The organism is Celerinatantimonas marina, assembly GCF_046054165.1.
Lineage (GTDB): Bacteria > Pseudomonadota > Gammaproteobacteria > Enterobacterales > Celerinatantimonadaceae > Celerinatantimonas.
In genome coordinates this window covers 234115-255746 of sequence record NZ_JBFNXK010000005.1, presented here as the reverse complement: position 1 = coordinate 255746, position 21632 = coordinate 234115, and the positions used below count along the sequence as shown (strand labels likewise).

20 protein-coding genes are annotated in these 21632 nt (G+C 43.4%); 13 read left to right on the top strand and 7 right to left on the bottom strand.

The window, feature by feature from the left end; genetic code table 11:
• Nucleotides 1-10: 10 nt before the first annotated feature.
• Nucleotides 11-667: a ribonuclease T gene (rnt, locus tag ABUE20_RS07725; RefSeq protein ID WP_408619303.1), complete on the bottom strand. Its 657-nt coding sequence runs from the start codon at nt 665-667 to the stop codon at nt 11-13.
• Between the two features lie 117 nt (nt 668-784).
• Here rnt and ABUE20_RS07720 point away from each other — a divergent pair, with 117 nt between their 5' ends.
• Nucleotides 785-1660, top strand: coding sequence for a flagellar protein MotY (locus tag ABUE20_RS07720; protein ID WP_408619302.1), 876 nt, complete (start codon nt 785-787; stop codon nt 1658-1660).
• 34 nt (nt 1661-1694) lie between these two features.
• Here ABUE20_RS07720 and gloA read toward each other — a convergent pair whose 3' ends face one another.
• A complete protein-coding gene (gloA, locus tag ABUE20_RS07715; protein WP_408619301.1) occupies nt 1695-2099 on the bottom strand; it encodes a lactoylglutathione lyase in 405 nt (134 codons plus the stop codon).
• 345 nt (nt 2100-2444) lie between these two features.
• A complete protein-coding gene (locus ABUE20_RS07710) occupies nt 2445-3368 on the bottom strand; it encodes a LysR family transcriptional regulator (protein ID WP_408619300.1) in 924 nt (307 codons plus the stop codon).
• A gap of 118 nt (nt 3369-3486) precedes the next feature.
• Between ABUE20_RS07710 and ABUE20_RS07705 the strand changes: the two genes are divergently transcribed.
• Entirely contained in the window at nt 3487-3936 is a 450-nt protein-coding gene (locus tag ABUE20_RS07705) for a nuclear transport factor 2 family protein (RefSeq protein WP_408619299.1), read from the top strand.
• 52 nt (nt 3937-3988) lie between these two features.
• Nucleotides 3989-4942: an LLM class oxidoreductase gene (locus ABUE20_RS07700; RefSeq protein ID WP_408619298.1), complete on the top strand. Its 954-nt coding sequence runs from the start codon at nt 3989-3991 to the stop codon at nt 4940-4942.
• A 104-nt stretch (nt 4943-5046) separates the two neighbouring features.
• On the opposite strand, the gene metG is transcribed toward ABUE20_RS07700, so the two are convergent.
• Nucleotides 5047-7080 carry a methionine--tRNA ligase gene (metG, locus tag ABUE20_RS07695; RefSeq protein WP_408619297.1) on the bottom strand — a complete coding sequence of 678 codons (2034 nt, stop codon included), beginning with the start codon at nt 7078-7080 and terminating at the stop codon, nt 5047-5049.
• A gap of 147 nt (nt 7081-7227) precedes the next feature.
• Between metG and apbC the strand changes: the two genes are divergently transcribed.
• The 5 genes from apbC to ABUE20_RS07670 all read left to right on the top strand — a co-directional run bounded on the left by apbC (nt 7228) and on the right by ABUE20_RS07670 (nt 12139).
• Nucleotides 7228-8241 (top strand): iron-sulfur cluster carrier protein ApbC, encoded by a 1014-nt coding sequence (gene apbC, locus ABUE20_RS07690; RefSeq protein WP_408619296.1) that lies wholly within the window; start codon nt 7228-7230, stop codon nt 8239-8241.
• A 94-nt stretch (nt 8242-8335) separates the two neighbouring features.
• Nucleotides 8336-8989, top strand: coding sequence for a uridine kinase (udk, locus tag ABUE20_RS07685; RefSeq protein ID WP_408619327.1), 654 nt, complete (start codon nt 8336-8338; stop codon nt 8987-8989).
• Nucleotides 8989-9582 (top strand): dCTP deaminase, encoded by a 594-nt coding sequence (gene dcd / locus ABUE20_RS07680; RefSeq protein WP_408619295.1) that lies wholly within the window; start codon nt 8989-8991, stop codon nt 9580-9582. Before udk ends, dcd begins: the two co-directional genes overlap by 1 nt.
• Before the next feature lie 10 nt (nt 9583-9592).
• The gene (locus ABUE20_RS07675; RefSeq protein ID WP_408619294.1) at nt 9593-11155 is read left to right on the top strand and encodes an AsmA family protein; all 1563 of its coding nucleotides are present in this window, start codon (nt 9593-9595) and stop codon (nt 11153-11155) included.
• 465 nt (nt 11156-11620) lie between these two features.
• Nucleotides 11621-12139, top strand: coding sequence for a GNAT family N-acetyltransferase (locus ABUE20_RS07670; RefSeq protein WP_408619293.1), 519 nt, complete (start codon nt 11621-11623; stop codon nt 12137-12139).
• A 176-nt stretch (nt 12140-12315) separates the two neighbouring features.
• Here ABUE20_RS07670 and ABUE20_RS07665 read toward each other — a convergent pair whose 3' ends face one another.
• Nucleotides 12316-13365 (bottom strand): NAD(P)-dependent alcohol dehydrogenase, encoded by a 1050-nt coding sequence (locus tag ABUE20_RS07665; RefSeq protein ID WP_408619292.1) that lies wholly within the window; start codon nt 13363-13365, stop codon nt 12316-12318.
• A 153-nt stretch (nt 13366-13518) separates the two neighbouring features.
• Nucleotides 13519-14172, bottom strand: a complete 654-nt coding sequence (locus tag ABUE20_RS07660) for a GntR family transcriptional regulator (protein ID WP_408619291.1) — start codon at nt 14170-14172, stop codon at nt 13519-13521.
• Between the two features lie 369 nt (nt 14173-14541).
• On the opposite strand from ABUE20_RS07660, the gene ABUE20_RS07655 reads away from it, so the two are divergent.
• The 3 genes from ABUE20_RS07655 to ABUE20_RS07645 are packed head-to-tail and all read left to right on the top strand — an operon-like array spanning nt 14542 to nt 18707.
• Entirely contained in the window at nt 14542-15303 is a 762-nt protein-coding gene (locus tag ABUE20_RS07655; RefSeq protein ID WP_408619290.1) for a LamB/YcsF family protein, read from the top strand.
• A gap of 46 nt (nt 15304-15349) precedes the next feature.
• On the top strand, nt 15350-16924 hold the full coding sequence (gene pxpB, locus ABUE20_RS07650; protein ID WP_408619289.1) for a 5-oxoprolinase subunit PxpB: 1575 nt from the start codon (nt 15350-15352) through the stop codon (nt 16922-16924).
• A 28-nt stretch (nt 16925-16952) separates the two neighbouring features.
• A complete protein-coding gene (locus ABUE20_RS07645) occupies nt 16953-18707 on the top strand; it encodes an acetyl/propionyl/methylcrotonyl-CoA carboxylase subunit alpha (RefSeq protein WP_408619288.1) in 1755 nt (584 codons plus the stop codon).
• 160 nt (nt 18708-18867) lie between these two features.
• On the opposite strand, the gene ABUE20_RS07640 is transcribed toward ABUE20_RS07645, so the two are convergent.
• Nucleotides 18868-19395, bottom strand: a complete 528-nt coding sequence (locus ABUE20_RS07640; protein WP_408619287.1) for a cell division inhibitor SulA — start codon at nt 19393-19395, stop codon at nt 18868-18870.
• Between the two features lie 199 nt (nt 19396-19594).
• Between ABUE20_RS07640 and ABUE20_RS07635 the strand changes: the two genes are divergently transcribed.
• Together ABUE20_RS07635 and yegD are read left to right on the top strand one after the other, a co-directional pair.
• Nucleotides 19595-19765, top strand: coding sequence for a hypothetical protein (locus ABUE20_RS07635; RefSeq protein WP_408619286.1), 171 nt, complete (start codon nt 19595-19597; stop codon nt 19763-19765).
• A gap of 71 nt (nt 19766-19836) precedes the next feature.
• Complete coding sequence (gene yegD, locus ABUE20_RS07630; protein ID WP_408619285.1) at nt 19837-21213, top strand: molecular chaperone; 1377 nt, start codon at nt 19837-19839, stop codon at nt 21211-21213.
• Nucleotides 21214-21632 lie beyond the last annotated feature (419 nt).

The following is a 21632-nucleotide window of genomic DNA, read 5'->3' as shown; positions in this document are numbered from 1 at the left end:
TATCAATGTTTTAGTCGGTTGAAACCAGATGTTTTTGGTCGCTTAAAGGCCAGCCACCTAAAGCTTGCCAACGATTGACGATATAACAGAATAATTCTGCTGTTTTGCTACTATCATAAAGTGCACTGTGTGCTTCATTGTGATCAAATTCGATGTTTGCTGTTTGGCAAGCTTTGGCTAATACCGTTTGTCCTAGTGCTAAGGCACTTAAGGAGGTGGTATCAAAGCTGACAAATGGATGGAATGGATTGCGTTTTATATGGCTGCGTTCTACGGCGGCATTTAAAAATCCCATGTCGAAGGCTGCATTATGTGCGACCATAACGGCACGTTTGCAGTTATGTAATTTTAGCTGTTTACGGACGCCTTTAAAGATTTCTTTTAAAGCATAATCTTCATCAACCGCTTCTCGCAATGGGTTATATGGGTCAATTCCGGTAAAGTCTAAAGCACTTTGCTCAAGATTTGCGCCTTCAAATGGGTTTACATGAAAGTGGTAGGTTGAGGCTACTTTGAGTTGCTTATTGGCATCTATATCAATGAGGCAGGCTGCAATTTCGAGTAATGCATCTGTTTTGGCATTAAAGCCTGCGGTTTCAACGTCGATAACGACAGGGTAATAGCCGCGGAAACGGCCGGTTAAAAAAGAATCAGGTTGGTCAGTCATGAGTCATGAGATTAAAGGTACGTCTCACTATTATTACAAATGAGGGCACAGAGTGGAATTTGTTTAAAGCTTTTTCTAATTTGGTCGATAAAGCCATATAGGATTAGGTGAGGCCTTATGAAGCGACGATTATTTATTTGTAGTGCTTGTTTGTCGACATTAGTGAATGCCAGTAGTGGGCTGCGCTTGTATCAGGCTCCGATGGACGATTCAACGTGGGTTGTTTCTGAATCAACACCTTTAAATTGTCAGTTGGATCATGTTATTCCTGCATTCGGTGTCGCGCATTTTACGAGTACGGCAAGTAGCCACATTAATTTGGATTTTTCTCTGGATATGCGCCGTTTGCCTGCTGTTACGCATAAGGTATTGCTGCGTAGCGTTCCACCCCCCTGGCGGCCTGGACGTTCAGCGAAGAATGTGGCGCAGCTGAATTTCTATCAACAATTTGATGGGAATGTGCGTGATCAGCCTGCATGGCAGATGCTTTCTGAACTCGATAATGGGAATTTCCCGACATTTTATTTCAATGACTGGTATTCCGCGGGGGGAGCCACTGCGGTTGGCCTGTCCTCGATTAATTTTCATAATAATTATAATCAGTTTATTCAGTGTGTTGGGCAATTGCTGCCATATTCATTTAATGACATTGCATTTACTGTATTGAATTATCAGCAAAACAGTGATCAATTAACTAAGGAATCCAAACAAAAATTAGCGCGGGTCAGTAATTATGTGAAATATGATAAAGATATCAATATGATTGTAATTGATGGCTATACCGATAGTTATGGGGGGCGTTATACCAACCAGAAATTATCTGAGAAACGAGCGGAATCCGTTAAAAAATTCTTTGTTTCACAAGGGGTTCAGGCTGATAAAGTTCAGGTTACGGGGTTTGGTGAGAAAAATTTTATTGCTTCTAATGAAACGCTGCTAGGTCGAGAAAGGAACCGACGTGTCGTGATTTCTCTGGGAAAAGATAACGGGTAGGACGAAGATTTCCCGTTATCTTCTCTAGAATTGATTATCCCAGACCTTTACCAGCCCCTTTTTTTTCAATTAACTCGATTGAATAATTATCGGGATCACGAACAAAAGCAATCACGGTTGTTCCCCCTTTAACGGGGCCGGGTTCGCGGGTGATTTGTCCCCCCTGTTGACGGATATTTTCACAAGTGGCATGAATATCATCAACTTCAATAGCAATATGGCCGTATGCGTCACCCAGAGCATAATGATCTGTACCCCAATTATAGGTCAATTCTAGTACCGCTTGTTCGGTTTCTTCTGCATAGCCAACAAATGCAAGCGTATATTTATATTCAGTATTTTCACTCTGCCGTAATAAGGTCATGCCCATGACATCTGTATAGAATTGAATGGATCGCTGTAGATCTCCGACACGGAGCATGGTGTGTAAAATTCTCATGTGAACCCCATAACAATGATTATAAACAGATTTATGATATCACTATCCTATCGATAGATGATCTGATATTCCCAAAGAGTACAGATGGCTTTATCGCTCTATGATTAATATCTGTTTGATGTAGTTTGGAAGAGAGTTATTTTTAAGTAAATTTAATATATTAAAAAGCCTCAAATGTGGCCTTTGGGGTCATGTAGTTCCTCCTATTTATTTCATTCATAGACGGCATGGCGCCCAAAATGTGTTGAATCTGAACAAAACTCAATCACGAAAGATCCCCCCCCGGGAGTCTCCGTTTCAATATAGAAGAGGGCCTAATATTGATAATTGACCCTATTATTTTTATTACAGTTGATAAACGGATGTTGAAATTTCAGCATTTTCTACAAGTGCATTAATGACAACTCGCTGCCTTGGTTTTAAGTAACGAGAACGAGGCCAGACGGCATAGATTGGCATCTCTGCACCTGCATATTCATTTAGTACTGTGACGAGTGCCCCTGTTGCCAAGTGTTCATTGATAAGCCAAGTGGGTAACTGCGAAATACCCATGCCGTCAAGGACGGCTGATAGCATCGCGTCACCATCACTAAAACGATATCGTCCATGAACTATTTGTGAAAAGCTTTCCCCATTGGAGCGGCGGAACAGCCATGCGGGTTGACTACTGCGCTGTTCTCCGACAATGCAATCATGCTCGGTGAGTTCAGTGACTAATTTGGGGGTCCCTTTCTTTTTAAGATAATCTGGACTCGCACATACGACCAGTCGCTGTTGTCCTAAACGACGTGCGATTAAATCGGCATCATCTTCGAGAGTTCCGATACGAACAACGAGATCAACCCCTTCATCAATCAGGTTAATACGTCTTTCACTGAAGGCTACCGTCAGATCTAAATTTGGATATTTTCTCGTTAAATCTAAAAGCAATGGCATGACATGTCTTCGGCCAAAAGCAGCGGGCAAGTGGACATTCAAACTTCCCGAAACCTGAATACTGCCAGCGACCACCCCTTGTTCTAAACTGTCTATTTCATCTAAGATGGCTATCCAGCCTTCAAAATAACGTTGCCCTTCTGGGGTGGGGGTCAAACTGCGGGTGGTTCGGTGCAATAACTTGGTGCCCAGCTTTTTTTCTAATCGGGTAATGCTTTTTCCGACCGCAGAGCCTGTTAATCCCAGACGTTCTCCCGCAGCCGTAAATGATCCCGCTTTTAGCGTTTCGACATATTCAATCACACCAGAAAATTGAGTTTCATTAACTTTCATTATGGAATGTTAGGATGCAATAAATGGAATTTAAACTACATTATCATTTTATATAAGCCTAATACAATATCTCCGTGATATGAATAAACCGATCCAGAACCCATATTGGAGATATAACATGGTTGACAACAAACGTATTAATGCTCTTATCGATCGCGAAGAGATCCGGGCGCTCAGGCTGCTTTACAGTCGGTTACTGGATAGTGATCAAGCTGAAAGAATGGGGGAGGTTTTTACAGAGGATGCAGAAGTGAAAGTTACCGTCGGGTCTATGAAGGGGCTGGCGGAGATAAAAGAAAGCCTAAAGAATGCTTATCGTACATTTGATACCAAAAAACGTGCTCACTTTCCATTTGTACATGCGGTTACGAATCATGAAATTACTTTAATTGATGAAAATAAAGCATCAGGTAGCTGTTATTTGTTAGATTTTGTGACGGATCGAGATCAATCCCAGCATCCATTCTTACTTTTAGGCCACTATGTCGATCAGTATATTCGTGTAAACGGCGAATGGCGAATCTCACATAGTGAATTAGATGTGGTATGGCCTGAACAGTCTCTCTAATTATTTAAAAATAGAGAGTGTAAAAATGTAAATTGATCGTCGCAGGAATACTATGGATAAAAGTAAACGACCATTATTACCCACAAGCTTTCAACGTGTTTTTTCTGATAACCAGCTCTCAATTGGGTTATTAACGCCCTTAGAGGCTTATCCAAGTTCCCCGTTTCCCTCGTTGAAAGAACATTTGCACATAGCACAGTTGGCTGAACAGGCCGGTTTTGCCAGTATTTGGGTCCGGGATGTTCCTTTTTATGATCCCAATTTTGGGGATGCAGCTCAGATCCTTGACCCATTTGTGTATGCGGGCTATTTATCTGCAGTGACCCATGAAATTACTTTGGGGACTGCTGGGATTGTACTCCCGTTACGTGATCCTATTTCAGTTGCTAAGCAATCCGCATCGGTAGATTGGCTCACTGGCGGACGTTTTGTTCTGGGCCTTTCCACAGGCGATAGAGCGGTGGAATATCCCGCTTTTGGGATTGATTTTGATAAACGTGCCGAATTGTATCGAGAGTCGGTTGCTGTGATTAACCAACTGCACCGTGAACAATTTCCTCAGATAAAAACACAATACTATGGTCATTTAAGCGGCAATCTTGATTTGCATCCTAAGCCGGTGCATGGGCGATTACCGATCATGGCTGTTGGACGTTCTCGTCAACCTATCGAATGGTTGGCTAAAAATGTGGATGCTTGGATATGGTCTGTTGATGACGAACGGGCGATTCAAGATATTTTGGGCCATTTAAAAGAAGCGGCAGGAGATGGTCCTGTGCCTCAATACGGTTATGCTACATTTTTTGATTTGGATGCCAATCCAAATGCGCCTTATCAGCGTTTTTATAATGTCGTTAGAATTGGACGCAATGCGCTAGTTGAGCGTTTAATGCGCCATAGAGAGCTTGGCGTGCGACATATTGCGCTGAATCTTAAGCCTTCACGCAGACCCGCTGCGGAAGTGATTGCTGAAATGGGGGAATATGTACTTCCAGCTCTTCTCTGAGCATCTATCGAGATGACCTCAGGAATATAAAAATGCCAGTCATTTTTATAATGACTGGCATTTTCAGAATACCGTTTAGGGCATGAATGCCATCATGCGCGACGTTATTTAATCCGCATTCCCGGTTCGGCACCTTCATCCGGAGATAACAACCAAATGTCTTTTCCTCCAGGGCCAGCGGCAGCAATCATCCCTTCTGAAAGGCCAAATCGCATTTTCCTTGGTGCTAAGTTAGCCACCATCACGGTTAATCGACCTTCCAAATCTTCGGGTTTATACGCTGATTTAATGCCTGCGAAAACCTGGCGTGTTTCTCCGCCTAAATCAAGCTGCAATTTAAGGAGCTTATTCGCTTCGGGAACATGTTCCGCTTTAATAATACGAGCTACTCGGAGATCAACTTTAGCAAAATCATCATAATCGATGGTTTCTGCAATTGGGTCTTCATCTAAAGGTGTTTTTTGTGCAGGAGCAGGGGCCTGCATTTTAGCCAGATCTTCTTTTGAACTTTCGATCATGGCTTGGATATGCTCCATTTCTACACGCTGTAGGAGCGGTTTGAATTTTGAGATGGATTGGCCAAAAATGGCATTGGAGAGGTTATCCCAAGTCAATTCGGTTTGTAATAGTTCTTCTGTTTGTGCAGCTAAATCAGGGAGTACTGGTTTTAAGTAAGTCACTAAGATCCGGAATAGTTCCAAAGAAAGTGAACAAACCTGATGCGCCTGCTCAAGAGTCGCTTCTTCTTTGACAAGCTGCCATGGAGCTTGCTCTGCAATGAACTGATTCGCTTTATCGGCCAGCGCCATAATTTCGCGGATCGCTTTACCGAACTCACGTTGTTCAAAAAGCTCAGCGATTGAATGCTGATTTTCTACAAAACTTGCGAGTAATTCAGGAGCAATGACGTCCGAGGATAATTTGCCATCAAAACGTTTATGGATGAAACCTGCGGTACGGCTGGCAATATTAATGACTTTACCAATCAAATCAGAGTTTACACGCTGTGCGAAATCTTCCAGATTCAGATCAAGGTCATCGATGCGATTATTAAGTTTAGCCGCGTAATAGTAACGCAGATAACTTGGATTGAGATGTTTAAGATAGGTACTGGCTTGAATAAATGTCCCTTTTGATTTGGACATTTTTTCGCCATTTACGGTGACATAACCGTGTACGAATAAATTGGTGGGTTTCCGATAACCGGCACCATCTAACATCGCTGGCCAGAATAATCCGTGGAAGTAAACAATATCTTTGCCAATGAAGTGATACACTTCAGCGGTTGAATCTTTATTCCAGAATGCATCAAAATCGACATTGTGACTGTCGCAGTAGTTTTTAAACGATCCCATATAACCAATAGGTGCATCCAGCCATACATAAAAATATTTACCGGGTGCGTCGGGGATTTCAAAACCAAAGTAAGGTGCATCTCGGCTGATGTCCCATTGCTGCAGGCCCTGTTCAAACCATTCATGTAATTTATTGGCCACCCCGGATTGAAGCGCTCCAGAATCAATCCATGCTTTTAGCATCTGCTCAAAGGCTGGTAAATCGAAAAAATAGTGTTCTGAATCACGCATAACTGGCGTGGCACCGGATACAACGGAGCGTGGATTTTTGAGCTCTATGGGGCTGTATGTTGCGCCGCAGCTGTCGCAGTTATCGCCATACTGGTCGTCAGAACCGCAATTAGGGCAGGTCCCTTTGACAAATCGATCCGGTAAAAACATCTCTTTTTCAGGATCATAAAGTTGTGAAATCGTGCGAGATTGAATATATCCATTATCGCGTAACATGCGATAAATGTGTTGAGAATACTCGCGGTTTTCATCACTGTGAGTCGAATAGTAGTTATCAAAACCAATCTGGAAACCGGAAAAATCCGCCATATGCTGGGCCCGGACTTGTTCGATCATGGCTTCGGGCTTCAACCCTAGTTGTTGTGCTTTTAGCATAATCGGGGTTCCGTGCGCGTCATCGGCACAGATGTGGTAGCATTCGTTGCCTCGCAGGCGCTGAAAACGAACCCAGATGTCAGTTTGGATATGCTCAAGTAAGTGACCTAAATGAATCGCCCCATTGGCATAAGGCAGGGCGCTAGTCACCAGAATTTTTCGTTGTGTTGTTGTCATACTGATTCTAATGCTTAATAAATTAGGTGATTCTATGATTTAATGTTTGTCATCCTACCCGATCAGCGCAATTTTTCCTAGCGATGGCATCGCCTGATTGTGATGAATGGGTATAATACATTCAAGCTATGGAAATTGAGTAATAGAATGGAAAATAAGATATTTGAAATGACGCCTAAATATTGGGCGGTTAATATCGGTGATTCCGGATGGCTGAAAAAATCTTCCACAGGGTTATCTTGGCAATTTCAGCCGCCTTTTGCCTGTTTGAATGTTGCTTCGCAACTTTCTCAGTGGTTGCCTGAGTTGGAATATCAACCGCAAGTGAGTGCGCGTTCAGTGACTGGGAAATCCGGTAATCCTATTCCTGGGGTTAAAAATATTATTGCTATTACATCGGCTAAAGGGGGCGTTGGTAAATCGTCTGTTACGGTCAATATCGCTACGGCATTAGCCACAATGGGGGTTAAGGTCGGGATCCTCGATGCCGATATTTATGGTCCATCTATTCCGTTGTTACTCGGCCTTGAAGGGGCTCAACCGAGTTCTTTAGATGGTAAAACAATGGAGCCGCTAAAAGCTCATGGTGTTTATGCCAATAGTATCGGTTTTTTGCAACCGCCTGAGCAGGCCGCCATTTGGCGGGGACCGATGGCCAGTAAAGCATTAATGCAATTATTGCAGGAAACAAATTGGCCGGATTTGGACTACTTGTTTATCGATATGCCTCCGGGCACTGGTGATATTCAGTTGACCTTAGCCCAACAGATGCCAGTGACGGCGTCTGTTGTGGTAACAACACCACAATCGTTAGCCGTTCGGGATGCGCGTAAAGGTATCTCTATGTTTGAACAGGTTGATGTTCCGGTACTCGGAATTATCGAGAATATGAGTTATTATACGTGCCCGGACTGCGGTAAATCACATCACCTTTTTGGTGAGCATGGCGCAAGTTTGTTGAGTTCTGCAACACAGCTGCCATTATTAGGACAATTACCGTTTGATCCACAAGTAAACCAGTGCAATGAAGTTGGCGATAATTTACAGGATCTGGCGAATGATTGTGCTGCGCTTTATCAGGATTTGGCTGAACAACTCGTAACACGACTGTATTTTTCATCGACTGCTAGAGCTGAAGCGATCGATATTCAAGTTGTGTAATTCGGTTGATTTGTAAAGGCCCCGTGCGTTTAGATACGTGCGGGGCTTTGCTGTATGCAATAAAATGTAACTCAAACAATATAAAAATAATATGATGAAATCTTCTCATTGTGTGGTGATCGGGATTGCCGGCGCCTCAGCGTCAGGTAAAAGCCTGTTTGCGAAAAGCGTTTATCAGGAAGTTAGTGATGAACTTGGAGCCGATTGTATCAGCGTGATTGCTGAAGACAGTTATTATAAAGACCAGTCACATATGACAATGGCTGAACGTGTCAGAACCAATTATGATCATCCTAAATCAATGGATCACGCATTGTTGGTGGAGCATCTCAAACAATTGAAGGCTGGGCAGTGTATCAACCTTCCTCAATATTCATATAAAGAACATACTCGGCTGCCGGAAACCATCATTCGAAAACCAACTAAAGTGATTATTTTAGAAGGTATTCTATTGTTGACGGATGAAGCCATTCGAGAGCAAATCGATGCGAGTATTTTTATGGATACCCCTTTGGATATTTGCTTAGCTCGTCGGGTGGAACGTGATGTACGAGAACGAGGACGTTCACTGGAATCTGTTTTAGCTCAGTATCATCTGACGGTTCGCCCGATGTTTAAGCAGTTTATTGAACCCTCCAAAGAATATGCAGACGTTATCATCCCTCGGGGAGGTAAGAACCGTATTGCGATCGAGATTATAAAAACTAGGATTCGCCACTTATTAGCTAATTCAGGGGAGATGCGTTAATGCGCTTATGTGATGTGGATATTGAGCGTTATATGGCTGAGGGGTTGATTGTTATTGAGCCTGCTCCAACGCCGGGGATGATTAGCGGAGTTACCGTTGATATCCGTTTGGGTCATGAGTTTCGAGTCTTTAATGATCATACGGCCCCATATATTGATTTGAGTGGGCCAAAAGCTGAAGTTACAGAACAGCTGCATAAAGTGATGAGTGATGAAATTTATATTGGCGATGGTGATGCATTCTTTCTTCATCCTGGGGAATTAGCTTTAGCGGCAACTTATGAATCAGTGACATTACCCGATAATTTAGTCGGTTGGTTGGATGGTCGTTCCTCTTTGGCACGACTCGGATTAATGGTTCATGTGACTGCACATCGGATTGATCCGGGCTGGTCCGGCAAAATTGTGCTGGAATTTTATAATTCGGGTAAGTTACCTTTGGCATTGCGTCCCAAAATGGCAATTGGCGCACTTAATTTTGAAACGCTGTCCGGACATTCAGCTCGACCTTACAATAAACGAGTGGATGCCAAATATAAAAATCAGCAGGGTGCCGTGGCGAGCCGTATTGATGAAGACAAACGGGAATTATAAAGCTTAACTTATGCGCAAAATAATTTGGATCATCATCATTTTAATTGTCGTATTCATCGCGGCAATACTAAGTTTTACTCTGACTATGAGTTCAAAGGACTTAAAACCGGTGCTGGAAGCAGAAATAAAAGCTAAAACCGGTCGAGACCTGACGATTGATGGTAATGTTCAATGGCAATTTTGGCCGGAATTATCGTTGTCAGCTCGTTCTTTAAAACTTAAAGATGATCCTGATTACCGTCAGGGTAATTTATTATCGATTGGACAAATGGCCGTCGCCGTATCGCCGTGGGGATTATTTAATCACCACTTAGAGCTCGGGGAAATAAAATTATCATCGGTGCAGTTACATTGGATGCGGCGTAAAGATGGCCAGAATAATCTTCAGTCATTACTTGATGATGTCCGACGAGCTTCAGGGCAAGATATTCAATTCCACTCAAATTGGAAAATCAGTGCTCAGGGGGTAAAAATCAGTGATGCTCGGATTGATATTGACGACCAGATGAAAGGTCGAGCTGTTAAAATATACCCCTTGAATGCAGAAATTGATGGTATTTCTACCACTCAATCGCATCATTTTGAATTGGATTATGCTTATGATAATGGGCATAAGCAATTTACTAGTAATGCAAAAGGTGATTTGCGCATTGATCAAGATTGGACTCTTTGGGTTCTTACCGATTATCAGCAGCATTTTGAGTTTTCGGGAGAATTAGCTAAGGAAATTCAACAAGCGACTATTAGTGGAGGGGGAACGTTAAATACACGTACCTTAACTTTAAATGTTCGGCCACTATCATTAGCTATTAATGGGCAGTCCCCCGTGAGTGGTGAAGTTAATGTTGATATGACCAAACAGCCTGTTTCAATTGATTTTAATTTATCTGCCGGTCAGTTGCAGTTACCTGCTGCTCAGTTTCTATTGAATGAACTTGCCAGTTATCAGGACAAACTATTTAGTAAGATCGAGGCTAACGGTCAAGTTAAAGCCGATGCTTTGCATTTGGGGCCTTTGGTGTTGGGAAACTTTTTAGGCTCGGTAACCTTGGAGAAAGGATTATTATCGGTGCAACAGGTGACCGCTGATTTTTATGATGGAAATCTGACGGCTAATACTAGTTTGCAGTTGGATCAGGTTCATCCGAAATTTGATTTAAATCTTGATTTAGCCGGTGTTAATAGTCAGCTTTTATTTCGAGACTTATGCCAGAAACCGGCACCCTTTTCAGGAACATTGCGGCTTAGTTCGCAGTTTTCAGTTCAGACGCCAGTGGAATCATTCAGTGGGTTGAAAGGTCGTATTCAGATTAATTTGAGTCATCTTTTATGGAATGACCCCTCTATGGCGGGGAATAATCTGGAACAATTAGCAGCCCGATTGCAATTAGATCCCCAATCAGTCAGTGCGGATAGTTTTTCCGTTCAGTTACCGGGTGGAACTCAGTATTTGGGGCAGGGGAGCTGGAATTATGATCAAGTTCCTCAATTGGTTCTTCATTCTCAGGGCAAACCAAATCGAATTTTCTCATTTCAGGCTAATTGTGAGTTGCCTCAGATAACTTTGCAATAACCACACTATGGGCCAGATTCTGGCCCTCTTCTTTTCTCTTTATCTTTCAGTCTTGAAGCTAAGATTATTAACCCTTTTGCATTATTGTGTAAAAAGTCAATTTATTTTACTTTGGAACAGGTATCGGGAACGCAATCTAGTTACAGGCCGTTTCTGATAGCCGTATTGCTCTTCAGTTACATTTATTGTCTTTTTAGTATTACAGGTTGTTGATCTTTGGTGGCTGATATTTTCCGGGTTAAAAATGATGGAGTATTTAAATGCAGGTTCTATTCAAATAAATAAATGATACACAAGAATCTTATCATTATAAAACGTGTAGATTTTTTGGATTGATCTTATTGGAGGACTGATAAGTGATCATGAATAGTCAGGTTAAAAATACGTCAGCAAAGATCAACAGCCTCTAATATAAAGCAATATCTCGTAATTCATTTTTATTTAAATGATAAAGGGAAATTGATCATGATTTCGATCCGAAAGGCGACACAAGCAGACTCACAACTAGTTCAGGGTATTTATCATCGTGCTATCCTAGGCCATTGTCTTGGTACTTATTCCCCAAAAATAATTCGACAATGGACCCAGCCGGTAAGACCGATCATGTTCGAGCATCTGGTTGAACAGTATGTCTATATTGCAGTAGAGGATCAAGAACCTGTTGGAATCAGTTGCTATAACAGTCAATCAGAATATCTTAATGGGATCTATATTGAGCCGCGATATATGGGATCTGGTATTGGGAAAATGTTATTACAGCATCAGGAAAATTTACTTATAAGCCAAGGGAAAATTGAAATTGAATTACGAGTTACTTTGAATGCAGTGCCTTTTTATCGGCATTTAGGGTATAGCTTTATATCTGAGAGTATATCTAAAATACCGTTACAAGATGAAATTATATATTCACATATGATTAAATCTTTACACCGTAAATCTACTCAGAACCAACGTTTAGTATTATTACAAATGTCTGCTGCTTAGTTATTGGTTTCTTCTAGTTATATATGGGGACGTTTCTAATATATATTTATGAAAATGTATTACATTATTTATAGTTAATTAAAGTATTAATGAAACGGAACGGATAAGCAGAGGTTTGATTATTAAAGAATGGCAGTTGTTTATACAACTGCCATTCTTTCCTTTATAAAGTATTTTTATTCAGCACTTAAAGAAGACATATCGATCACGAAGCGGTGAGCAAGATCGCCTGTGCTGAGACGTTCAAATGCATCGTTGATTTGATCGATACGGATCATTTCACATTCAGGGTAGATATCGTGCTCAGCACAGAATTCGAGTACTTCCTGTGTTTCAGCAATACCACCAATTAATGAACCTGCCACGCGGCGGCGTCCCATCACTAATGGAATCGTCATTTGTTCTTCCATGGGACCAACTTGGCCAACGATAACCAATGAACCGTCGACTTCTAGTAGCGGTGTATACAAGTCCAGATTATGTTTGACAGGGGCTGTATCGATGATTAGATCGAATGAAAAAGCAGCGGCCTGCATAGCATCTGTATCAGTAGAGGCCAGAATACCTTTGGCACCCATCTCTTTAGCCTGAGCTTCTTTATTTTTGGAGCGGCTGATGACGGTGACTTCTGCGCCCATTGCTACGGCCAGTTTAACGGCCATATGGCCCAGACCACCCAGACCAATGACGCCCACCCGAGAACCCGGGCCTACATTCCAAGTCCGAAGAGGTGAGAAGGTTGTAATACCGGCACATAAAATAGGAGCGGTACGTGAGATATCCATATTTTCAGGGATACTGAGTACGAATTCTTCACGGACAACGATATGCTTAGAGTATCCACCTTGAGTAATGGCGCCTGTCACACGATCCGGTGCACCATAAGTTGGTGTCATACCATGACGGCAAAACTGCTCTTCGCCTTTTTCACATTGATCGCATTCTTGGCAACTATCAACCATACAGCCGACAGCAACCTGATCGCCTACTTTGTACTTGGTCACTTCAGGACCAACAGAAAGGACCTTACCGACGATTTCATGGCCAGGGATCAGTGGATAAGCTTGCGGCCCCCAGTCACCATTGACGGTGTGTAAATCTGAGTGGCAAACACCACAGTATAAGATTTCTATGGCTACATCATTAGGGCGTAGCTCTCGGCGTTCAAAATGATAAGGAACTAATTCTGAGTCGGCTGAATGAGCCGCATATCCTAGAGTTTTCATATATTATCTATCCAGTGGGTTTTAAGATCACTACCAATAAGTAGTCTATTTATTATCGATAATAAAGGGAAATTTCGATATGCCTGTTCCTATGTCGATTATGCTCGATCCTGCTAAGTTGGATTTGGATGAACAATATTTGCCCGGGGGAGTTTATTGGGATAACCGGGCTAACTCTCCTAAAATAGTTCGCAGAGACATATCTAAATAATGATCTAAAAGTACAATCGCCTGCTGAAATTTTCCTTGTTTTATATGGTGTAAAATACGTTCGTTTTGATCAATGTAAGGTTGGTGTAGCATTTTCTGATTTGATAAGTGGCTAAAAGCAAGCCGTAATTCAATACAGATATTATGGTGTATTTGGTCAAAGCGTGGGCTGTCTGCCAGATGCACAATCGCGGTGTGAAATTGAATGTTGGCAGTTCCAACTTGCTGCCAGTTTTGTTCCAGCTGATTTTGGTGTGCGGATTCAATCGCTCGTTGGGCGTCCTGTAATGCCGGATGATGAGGGTACGCTTCACGAATCGCTTCGGTTTCAATGAGTTTCCGGAGTCGATAAATATCCATAATACTGTGGGCATCAGGAAGAGCGACCCATACCCCCCGGTTCGGAATATAGTCTAAAATTCCCTCCTGTGTTAATAACCTAAATCCCTCCCGCAACGTATTGCGAGACACGCCGAATTGTTCACATAACTTGGCCTCTGATAACCGAGTTTGAGGTTTTAAATCACCGTCAATGATTTTATCTCGAATAGCATTAGCGACAATTTGGCTACGGCTTAATTGGGGTTTCTCAAGCATGTTTCTATAGTCTTTTATTGGATCTGATGTATCTAAGCATATTCGATGAAACTCAACAAGTTGGTCGTGATCGCCTCAGTGGGGTTGCTGCATGTCGACGTTGGCAATGGCCTCTGTGACCGGGTATTAGGAGCACGTATTTGGATGAAGCTGTCATCACGCTGATTAAATTGTTCAACAATATTGATATTAATGTAGAACAATATAATATTCTAAACAAGGTATTTGGGAGGCTCGCTTGATGTTGGACTGGAGAGCTCATCGGGCTGCCACTATCATTTTAGAGAAGTCTCAGCGGCCATCATGATCACCGAATGGTGACTTTATTTCATGCGGTCTATTCTTAGATGATTTATTGAGGCGTAGTCAATGTTATCAATTGATTTAAATAGCGATCTGGGCGAGAGCTTTGGGGCATGGCGAATGGGGCATGATGAATTGATATTGCCATTAGTTAGCAGTGCCAATATTGCCTGCGGTTTTCATGCTGGAGACCCCAAAGGGATCCTTTCGACTTTAAAGCAGGCGGTGGCTCATCAAGTCCATGTCGGTGCGCATGTCGGTTACCGAGATCTAGTGGGGTTTGGTCGGCGCTCGATGGATGTGACTTATGATGAACTCTATGCTGATGTTCTCTATCAGATTGGAGCTCTGCAAGGACTCGCAAGCGCCGCAGGGGCACAGATCCGTTATGTGAAACCGCATGGAGCACTCTATAACACAATTGCCAACGATCCGGTTCAAGCGAAAGCTGTCATCGATGCTTTATGCGATTCAAAACAGCGCTTACCTTTAATGGCTTTAGCCGGTTCACCATTAATGGGTTGGGCCGAGAAAGCTGGATTGACTGTTTGGGCTGAAGTGTTTGCGGATCGAGCGTATCAGGCTGATGGAAGCTTAGTCTCACGTCATCAAGAAGGTGCAGTGATACACGATCCAGAGCAAGTCGCCAGAAGGATGGTGCAGTGGATTAAAGAGGGATACATCATAAGTATTGATGGACAAAAGACCCCGATCCAAGGGCAATCCATTTGCATCCATGGGGATAGCCCGGATGCCGTAGCCATGGCCCAAATACTCCGTCACTCATTAGCAAACGAAGGGATATCCATTCGTCCTTTAACCGCTTGATTTGAGCAGCAGATGGCTCCCTTGTGGATCCATTAAGGAGAAACAGTTGCGATTTCTACCCGTCAATCAAAATGCCATACTCGTGGAAGTAGAAAGTCTTGAAGCCGTGATGGCGCTACACCAGTCTTTAATGACTGCTCCGATTGCCGAGATCCTGGATATTATACCGGCGGCTCGAACGCTACTGATCTATTTTGATCGGCACCGTTTAGATCAGGCGCAATTAGTCCACTTGATTCGGCAACGAGAACATTTACCGGTGTTACCTGCAGCAGGTCAGCTCATTGTGATTCCAGTGGTCTATGATGGCGAGGATCTAGACGACGTTGCCGCGTGGCTTGAGATAACAACGGATGAAGTGATCCAACGGCACACGGAACATCGATATCAGGTTGCATTTACGGGATTTGCGCCGGGATTTGCTTATTTGTCTTGTCTGGATAAGCCATTTAATGTGTCAAGACGTAGCTCTCCAAGAACCCGTATCCCAGCCGGTTCAGTGGCATTAGCGGGGGAATTTAGTGGCATTTATCCTAAAGATAGTCCGGGAGGATGGCAGCTGATTGGCTCGACTTCGGCTGTGTTATGGGATCTCCAGCGTCAACCGCCCGCACTGTTTCAGCCGGGGGATCAAGTCCAGTTTGAAGCCGTTGATCAATTGGCACCTAAAGTCTTTCTGACATCCGCTCCACCGGCGCGCCTTAAAGAATCACAGCATGCAGCAGCTCTGGAAATAATAACTCCGGGGCTATTGACGACTTTTCAAGATCAAGGTCGATTCGGTATGGCTGCGATGGGGATCTCTGAATCGGGAGCTATGGACCAAGGAGCTTACCGTCAGGCGAATCAGATCGTAGGAAATGATGACGATTGGGCATGCCTTGAAATAACTCAAGGTGGATTGGCATTCAACGTTTATGAGTCGATAGTGGTGTCCTTCACGGGGGCTATGGGCAACGTGACGGTTTTATCGGAACAAGGGCAGACGACCATTGTGAGCCATTATCAGCCGATAGCGCTTTATCCCGGCGATCGATGTCAGATCGCTATGACTGACCGCGGTGCTCGGGGATATCTGGCGGTTCGCGGCGGTTTTAAATGCACGCCGATATTGAATAGCTCTTCTTATGATTCGTTAGCTCAGGTTGGACCGTTGCCGCTTCAAGCGGGAGATTGTCTCGAACTTGCCAATAGATCGGTACGACGAGCCGTGATGCTTGATCAGATGGCTCTTCAGTCGTTTTCCAAAGCGGGGGAAGAAATTGTTCTGGATATTACAATGGGGCCCCATAGTGACTGGTTTCACTCGAAATCCCTCGATGATCTGATCGATCAAGTGTGGCAGGTTACTCCCCAATCCAACCGGATTGGGCTGAGGCTCCAAGGGCAACAGGCTTTGAGTCGAAAGAATAACAATGAACTTCCCAGTGAAGGAACAACAATGGGAGCCATTCAGGTTCCAGCCAATGGCCAGCCGGTTCTTTTTACGCGTGATCATCCATTAACCGGTGGCTATCCGGTGATTGCATCTGTGGCATCGTATCATTTGGATCGGGCCGGGCAACTTCCGGTTGGCGCTTGGATCCGATTTAATCTTATCCAGCCGTTCAGAGAACTCTGAGTTGAATTTTAAGAAGGTGACAGCACCCATGTCGACAACACACAATAATACCCAAAAACACAAAGTCCTGATTGCCAATCGGGGCGAGATCGCGGTGCGTATTATCCGGGCTTGCCGAGATCTGGGGATGGACTCAGTGGCAGTTTATAGTGATTCGGATGCCCAGGCTCTTCATGTTCAGATGGCCGATGAAGCCTATGCCCTGCACGGTGATACGAGCGCAGAAACTTATCTGAATATCGATAAACTTTTAAAGATTGCGAACCATAGTGATGCAACCATGGTTCATCCCGGATATGGATTTCTTTCCGAGCGAGCAGAATTTGCCCGAGCTGTTCAGCAACAGGGATTGCTTTGGGTTGGACCCAATCCGGAAACGATTGAAGCCTTGGGCGATAAAGTAAAAGCCAGACAACTGGCGGCGCGAGTGGGCGCTCCATTAGTTGCCGGAACCCATGATCCGGTTGCGAGCGCTGCTGAAGCCTACACTTTTGCCAAAGAACATGGTTTACCCATTGCGATTAAAGCCGCATTTGGTGGCGGTGGACGAGGACTTAAAGTCGCCTGGTCCTTAGATGAGGTAGAAGCTCAGTACGAGTCTGCCGTCCGGGAAGCTGTGGCCGCATTTGGTCGTGGAGAGTGCTTTATTGAGCAATTTTTACATAATCCCCGTCATATTGAAGCACAGGTGATTGCGGATCGTCAGGGACATGTTGTGGTGCTCGGCACCCGAGATTGTTCGTTGCAGCGGCGAAATCAAAAATTAGTCGAAGAAGCTCCGGCTCCTTTTATGAGTGAACAACAGCGTCAACAGATCCATCAGGCCGCTCGGGATATCTGCCAAAGCGCCGGGTATATTGGCGTGGCTACGGTTGAGTTTATGCTCAGCCAGAATGGCACCATTTCATTTCTTGAAGTGAATACACGATTGCAGGTCGAGCATCCTGTCACCGAAGAAACAACCGGTGTTGATCTGGTTGTTGAGCAACTCAACATTGCGGCCGGTTTGCCGTTATCGGTGGATGAAACACCTAAACCTTGGGGACATGCTATGGAATTTCGGATTAATGCCGAAGATCCGGCCCGAGGATTTTTACCGACACCCGGAACGATTACGGATTTCCGTGCGCCGTCTGGTCCCGGTATTCGGCTCGATTCCGGCGTAACTTCGGGATCGGTGGTTTCAGGATATTTCGATTCGATGATGGCCAAACTGATTGTGACAGGAAACTCGCGGGAGCAAGTTCTGAGCAGGGCTCGGAGAGCGCTGCAGGAATTTCAGATTGAAGGGGTTGCCAGCGTGCTCCCTTTTCATCGTCAAGTCGTGAACCAGCCTGATTTTGCTGAAGACTTTGCGGTGCATACTCGTTGGATTGAAACCTCTTTTGAATCAAAGTTGGAGGCGAGTGCTAAGCCTGAACCGATAAACGATCAACGGATGCAGCGCTTTTGGATCGAAATAGATGGAAAACGAGTTCAAATTGGTTTACCAGCTGACATACTCGGCGGGATCCAACCTTCTGAGTCGATCTCTGCTGAACGATCCGGTGCTCCCGCAGACAGTCGCGATTTGGGAGAGGTTAAAGCACCGATGACTGGAACGCTGTTTAAATGGCTGGTTGAAGATAAGTGTGATGTCGCCGCAGGAACTTCAATTGCTATTATGGAAGCGATGAAAATGGAAGTTCCCGTCGTTGCTGAAGTTTCCGGGAAAATTCATCTTCAAGTCGAGCAGGGACAATTGATTGAGGCCGATGCCATCATCGCGACGATCGTTTCCTGAACTGACGAAACTTTTCGTTGAAAATTGGAGGGTTGCAGCTGAAAGTCATCCTGAATTTTGTTGCGCCTTGTTCGCTTAAACCTCGAAGTGTTACAAGGCGCGTTGCGTTCAAAATATTTTATCTGAGTTCGATCCACACCTAATGTGGTGATCCACCCCATTAATGAATATATCCAGCGGTGATTTTCCGCGAAGGTGATGCTGCGGCTATTGAATCTGAACTCGGGTCTGAGAATACAAACCCCAAGGTATTCCCTTGCTGAGCTGCAATTTTTAAGAGATCCATATGGTGCTCATCCACTTGTTCCGTCCAGCCTAATACCGCACTGCAAGAACCGCTTCGCAGAGCACGTTCCAGAATTTCGAATGGATTAAGATTCGAATGGGGATGTACAACGAGAACATAATCGGTATTAATCCCATAATTTTCAATAGATAAAGCTTGAGGAATCGAGGGTGGGGCAATTAGCATAACCCAACGTTTTTGCTGACTTAATTGGCGTAATATTGGAATAATATATTGTAGCTGTTCCTCTTTTACTTGGTCATTAGAAATACAATGAATCAGGTCAGATGGTTCTGATTTGGGCGCTAAAGTATTCTGGAACGATTTCTCTTTAAAAAGTTCCCAGTTTTCACGTTGCCAAACAAATGTCCGTTTTTTGGTAAATACAAGTGACTGACTCATTATTAATCTCCAAATACTGTTTAAATATACAGTGTATGTATATACAGTATTTTTAAAAGCGAAAGATTGCAAGTTTTTGTTGTTTTTTTTCTACAAAAAAATTTGAATAACAGTTTTCTGATGCTGTAAAAACATCCAGATACTGTTAAAATCGCAGCCCATTAAAGGACGTGTTGTGTAAATTATTTAGGGTATTGAGATGAATCGACTGATGCTTTCAGCGACAATCATGTTATTCGCCGGGCAGGCTTTAGGACGGGTCGTCACCCCTTTCTCAGGGTTGCAAAATTGGGGAGGAATTCGATTCCTGGCTGCAATGGCTGTTGCGGGTGTGATTTGCTATGGCATTAGGAAGCTACGCCATCGATAACAAGAACACTTGCTGGTTGGTTTGCTTTTCGTTAAGCTGCGCGGCTTGATCGATAATAGATGGCCGCTTTTATGACTTATTCATCTTTTGCCGGATTTGACTTCGGAACTTCTAATTGTGCCTTGGGGCTATTTTGCAATTCTAGTCCTGAACTTATTGAGCTTCCTTTGCATGGCCGCTATATGGCTTCAACCTTATTTGCTCCTCAGCGTGAAGTTATCAGTGGTTGGCTTTATCAAAAATTAAAAAAACAAGGTATTGAATCAGTCTATGAGCAGGCTAGAGGCGCTGGCATATCTCAAAGTCTACGAGCGTTAAATGAAGCCATTCTGGATGGATATGACAGCGATTTACAATTTGGTCAGCATGCATTTGAAGCGTATCTAGATGATCCTTTAGATTGTTATTATGTGAAATCACCGAAGTCTTTCTTAGGTGCAACGGGCTTAACGGTTCGTCATCAGCAACAGTTTGAAGATATTGTGGCTGCGATGATGGTTCATTTACGTGAGCAAGTACAAATTCAGACCGCAAGCCCACTTAAAAAAGTTGTAATTGGTCGCCCGGTCAATTTTCAGGGACTCAATAGCGAACAAAGTAACCATCAGGCGATTACGATTCTGACCCAAGCCGCTCATTTTGCTGGGTTCGAGCAGGTTGAGTTTTTATATGAGCCACTGGCTGCCGGACTCACCTATCAGGCCGGGTTAAAGCAGAGTAAACGAGTCTTAGTCGTTGATATTGGGGGCGGAACCAGTGACATTTCCTTATTGGAGATGGGGCCGGATTATCAGGAGCATTTTGATCATGAACAGTTGGTGCTGGGTTATAGCGGCCAGCGTATCGGAGGAAATGATTTTGATATTGCACTCAATATTCAGGGCTTTATGCCATTATTGGGAATGAACCAGCCATTGAACAATGGTCAACCCATGCCGCATAAGTTATACCACGATGCGGCAGCTGTTAATAACCTACCGGCCCAAGCCAATTTTTATTCGAAACAAGCGATTCAAACGTTATATCAGTTGCGAGATGATATGCGTGCCCCTTATTGGTCTCGTTTTGATAAGCTTCAGAAAGAGCAACTAACGCAGCGATTAAACCGAAGTGCCGAGCAAGCCAAAATAGATCTAGCGACTCACGAAGAGGTTAATTGTCATCTAGATTATTTAGATCAGGGGTTAGTCGGTTCATTATCAAAGGCTAATTTATTAGAAGCCAGCCATAAACTCACTGAGACAATGTCACAGCTGATTGATGATGTTTTATCTCAGGCGGAGACTCAGCCAGACGTATTATTCTTAACAGGAGGAACGGCGCATTCTCCTGTGATTCGTCAATTTCTTGCAGATGAATTTAAAGGGATTGAACAGATCAGCGGTGATAATTTTGGCAGTGTTGCTGGTGGATTGACCCGTTGGGCCAAACAGATTTTTACCGAGTAAGTCAGATTTAAATCACGATACAAATAATGACATGAGTTTCCCTCGTAGCAGAATATTTTTAGTCGAGGGGGCTCTAGATATGAGATTATTAATTGATAAATTCATATTTAATCGTGAGGAAACTTTTATATCAACGATTAGATTTATTTCCCTTTTGCACGTTATGATTTTACGGCGCTGACTATATTTAGGTCTTTATAGTTTTCGGATGAGTAATACTGCAAGTGGCTGTGCACGGGTATCCATAATCCTAAGAATACAATGGCCTATACTGAGTATCATTTTAGTTGAATCTATATCATTATTGCGTCGTATCAAAAAATTTGTACTTAATTTTATCAATTATTGACCAATTGCCTACCATCGTTAATGATTATATGGATTATTTTAAATATTTATTTACTTTTACATCATTAATC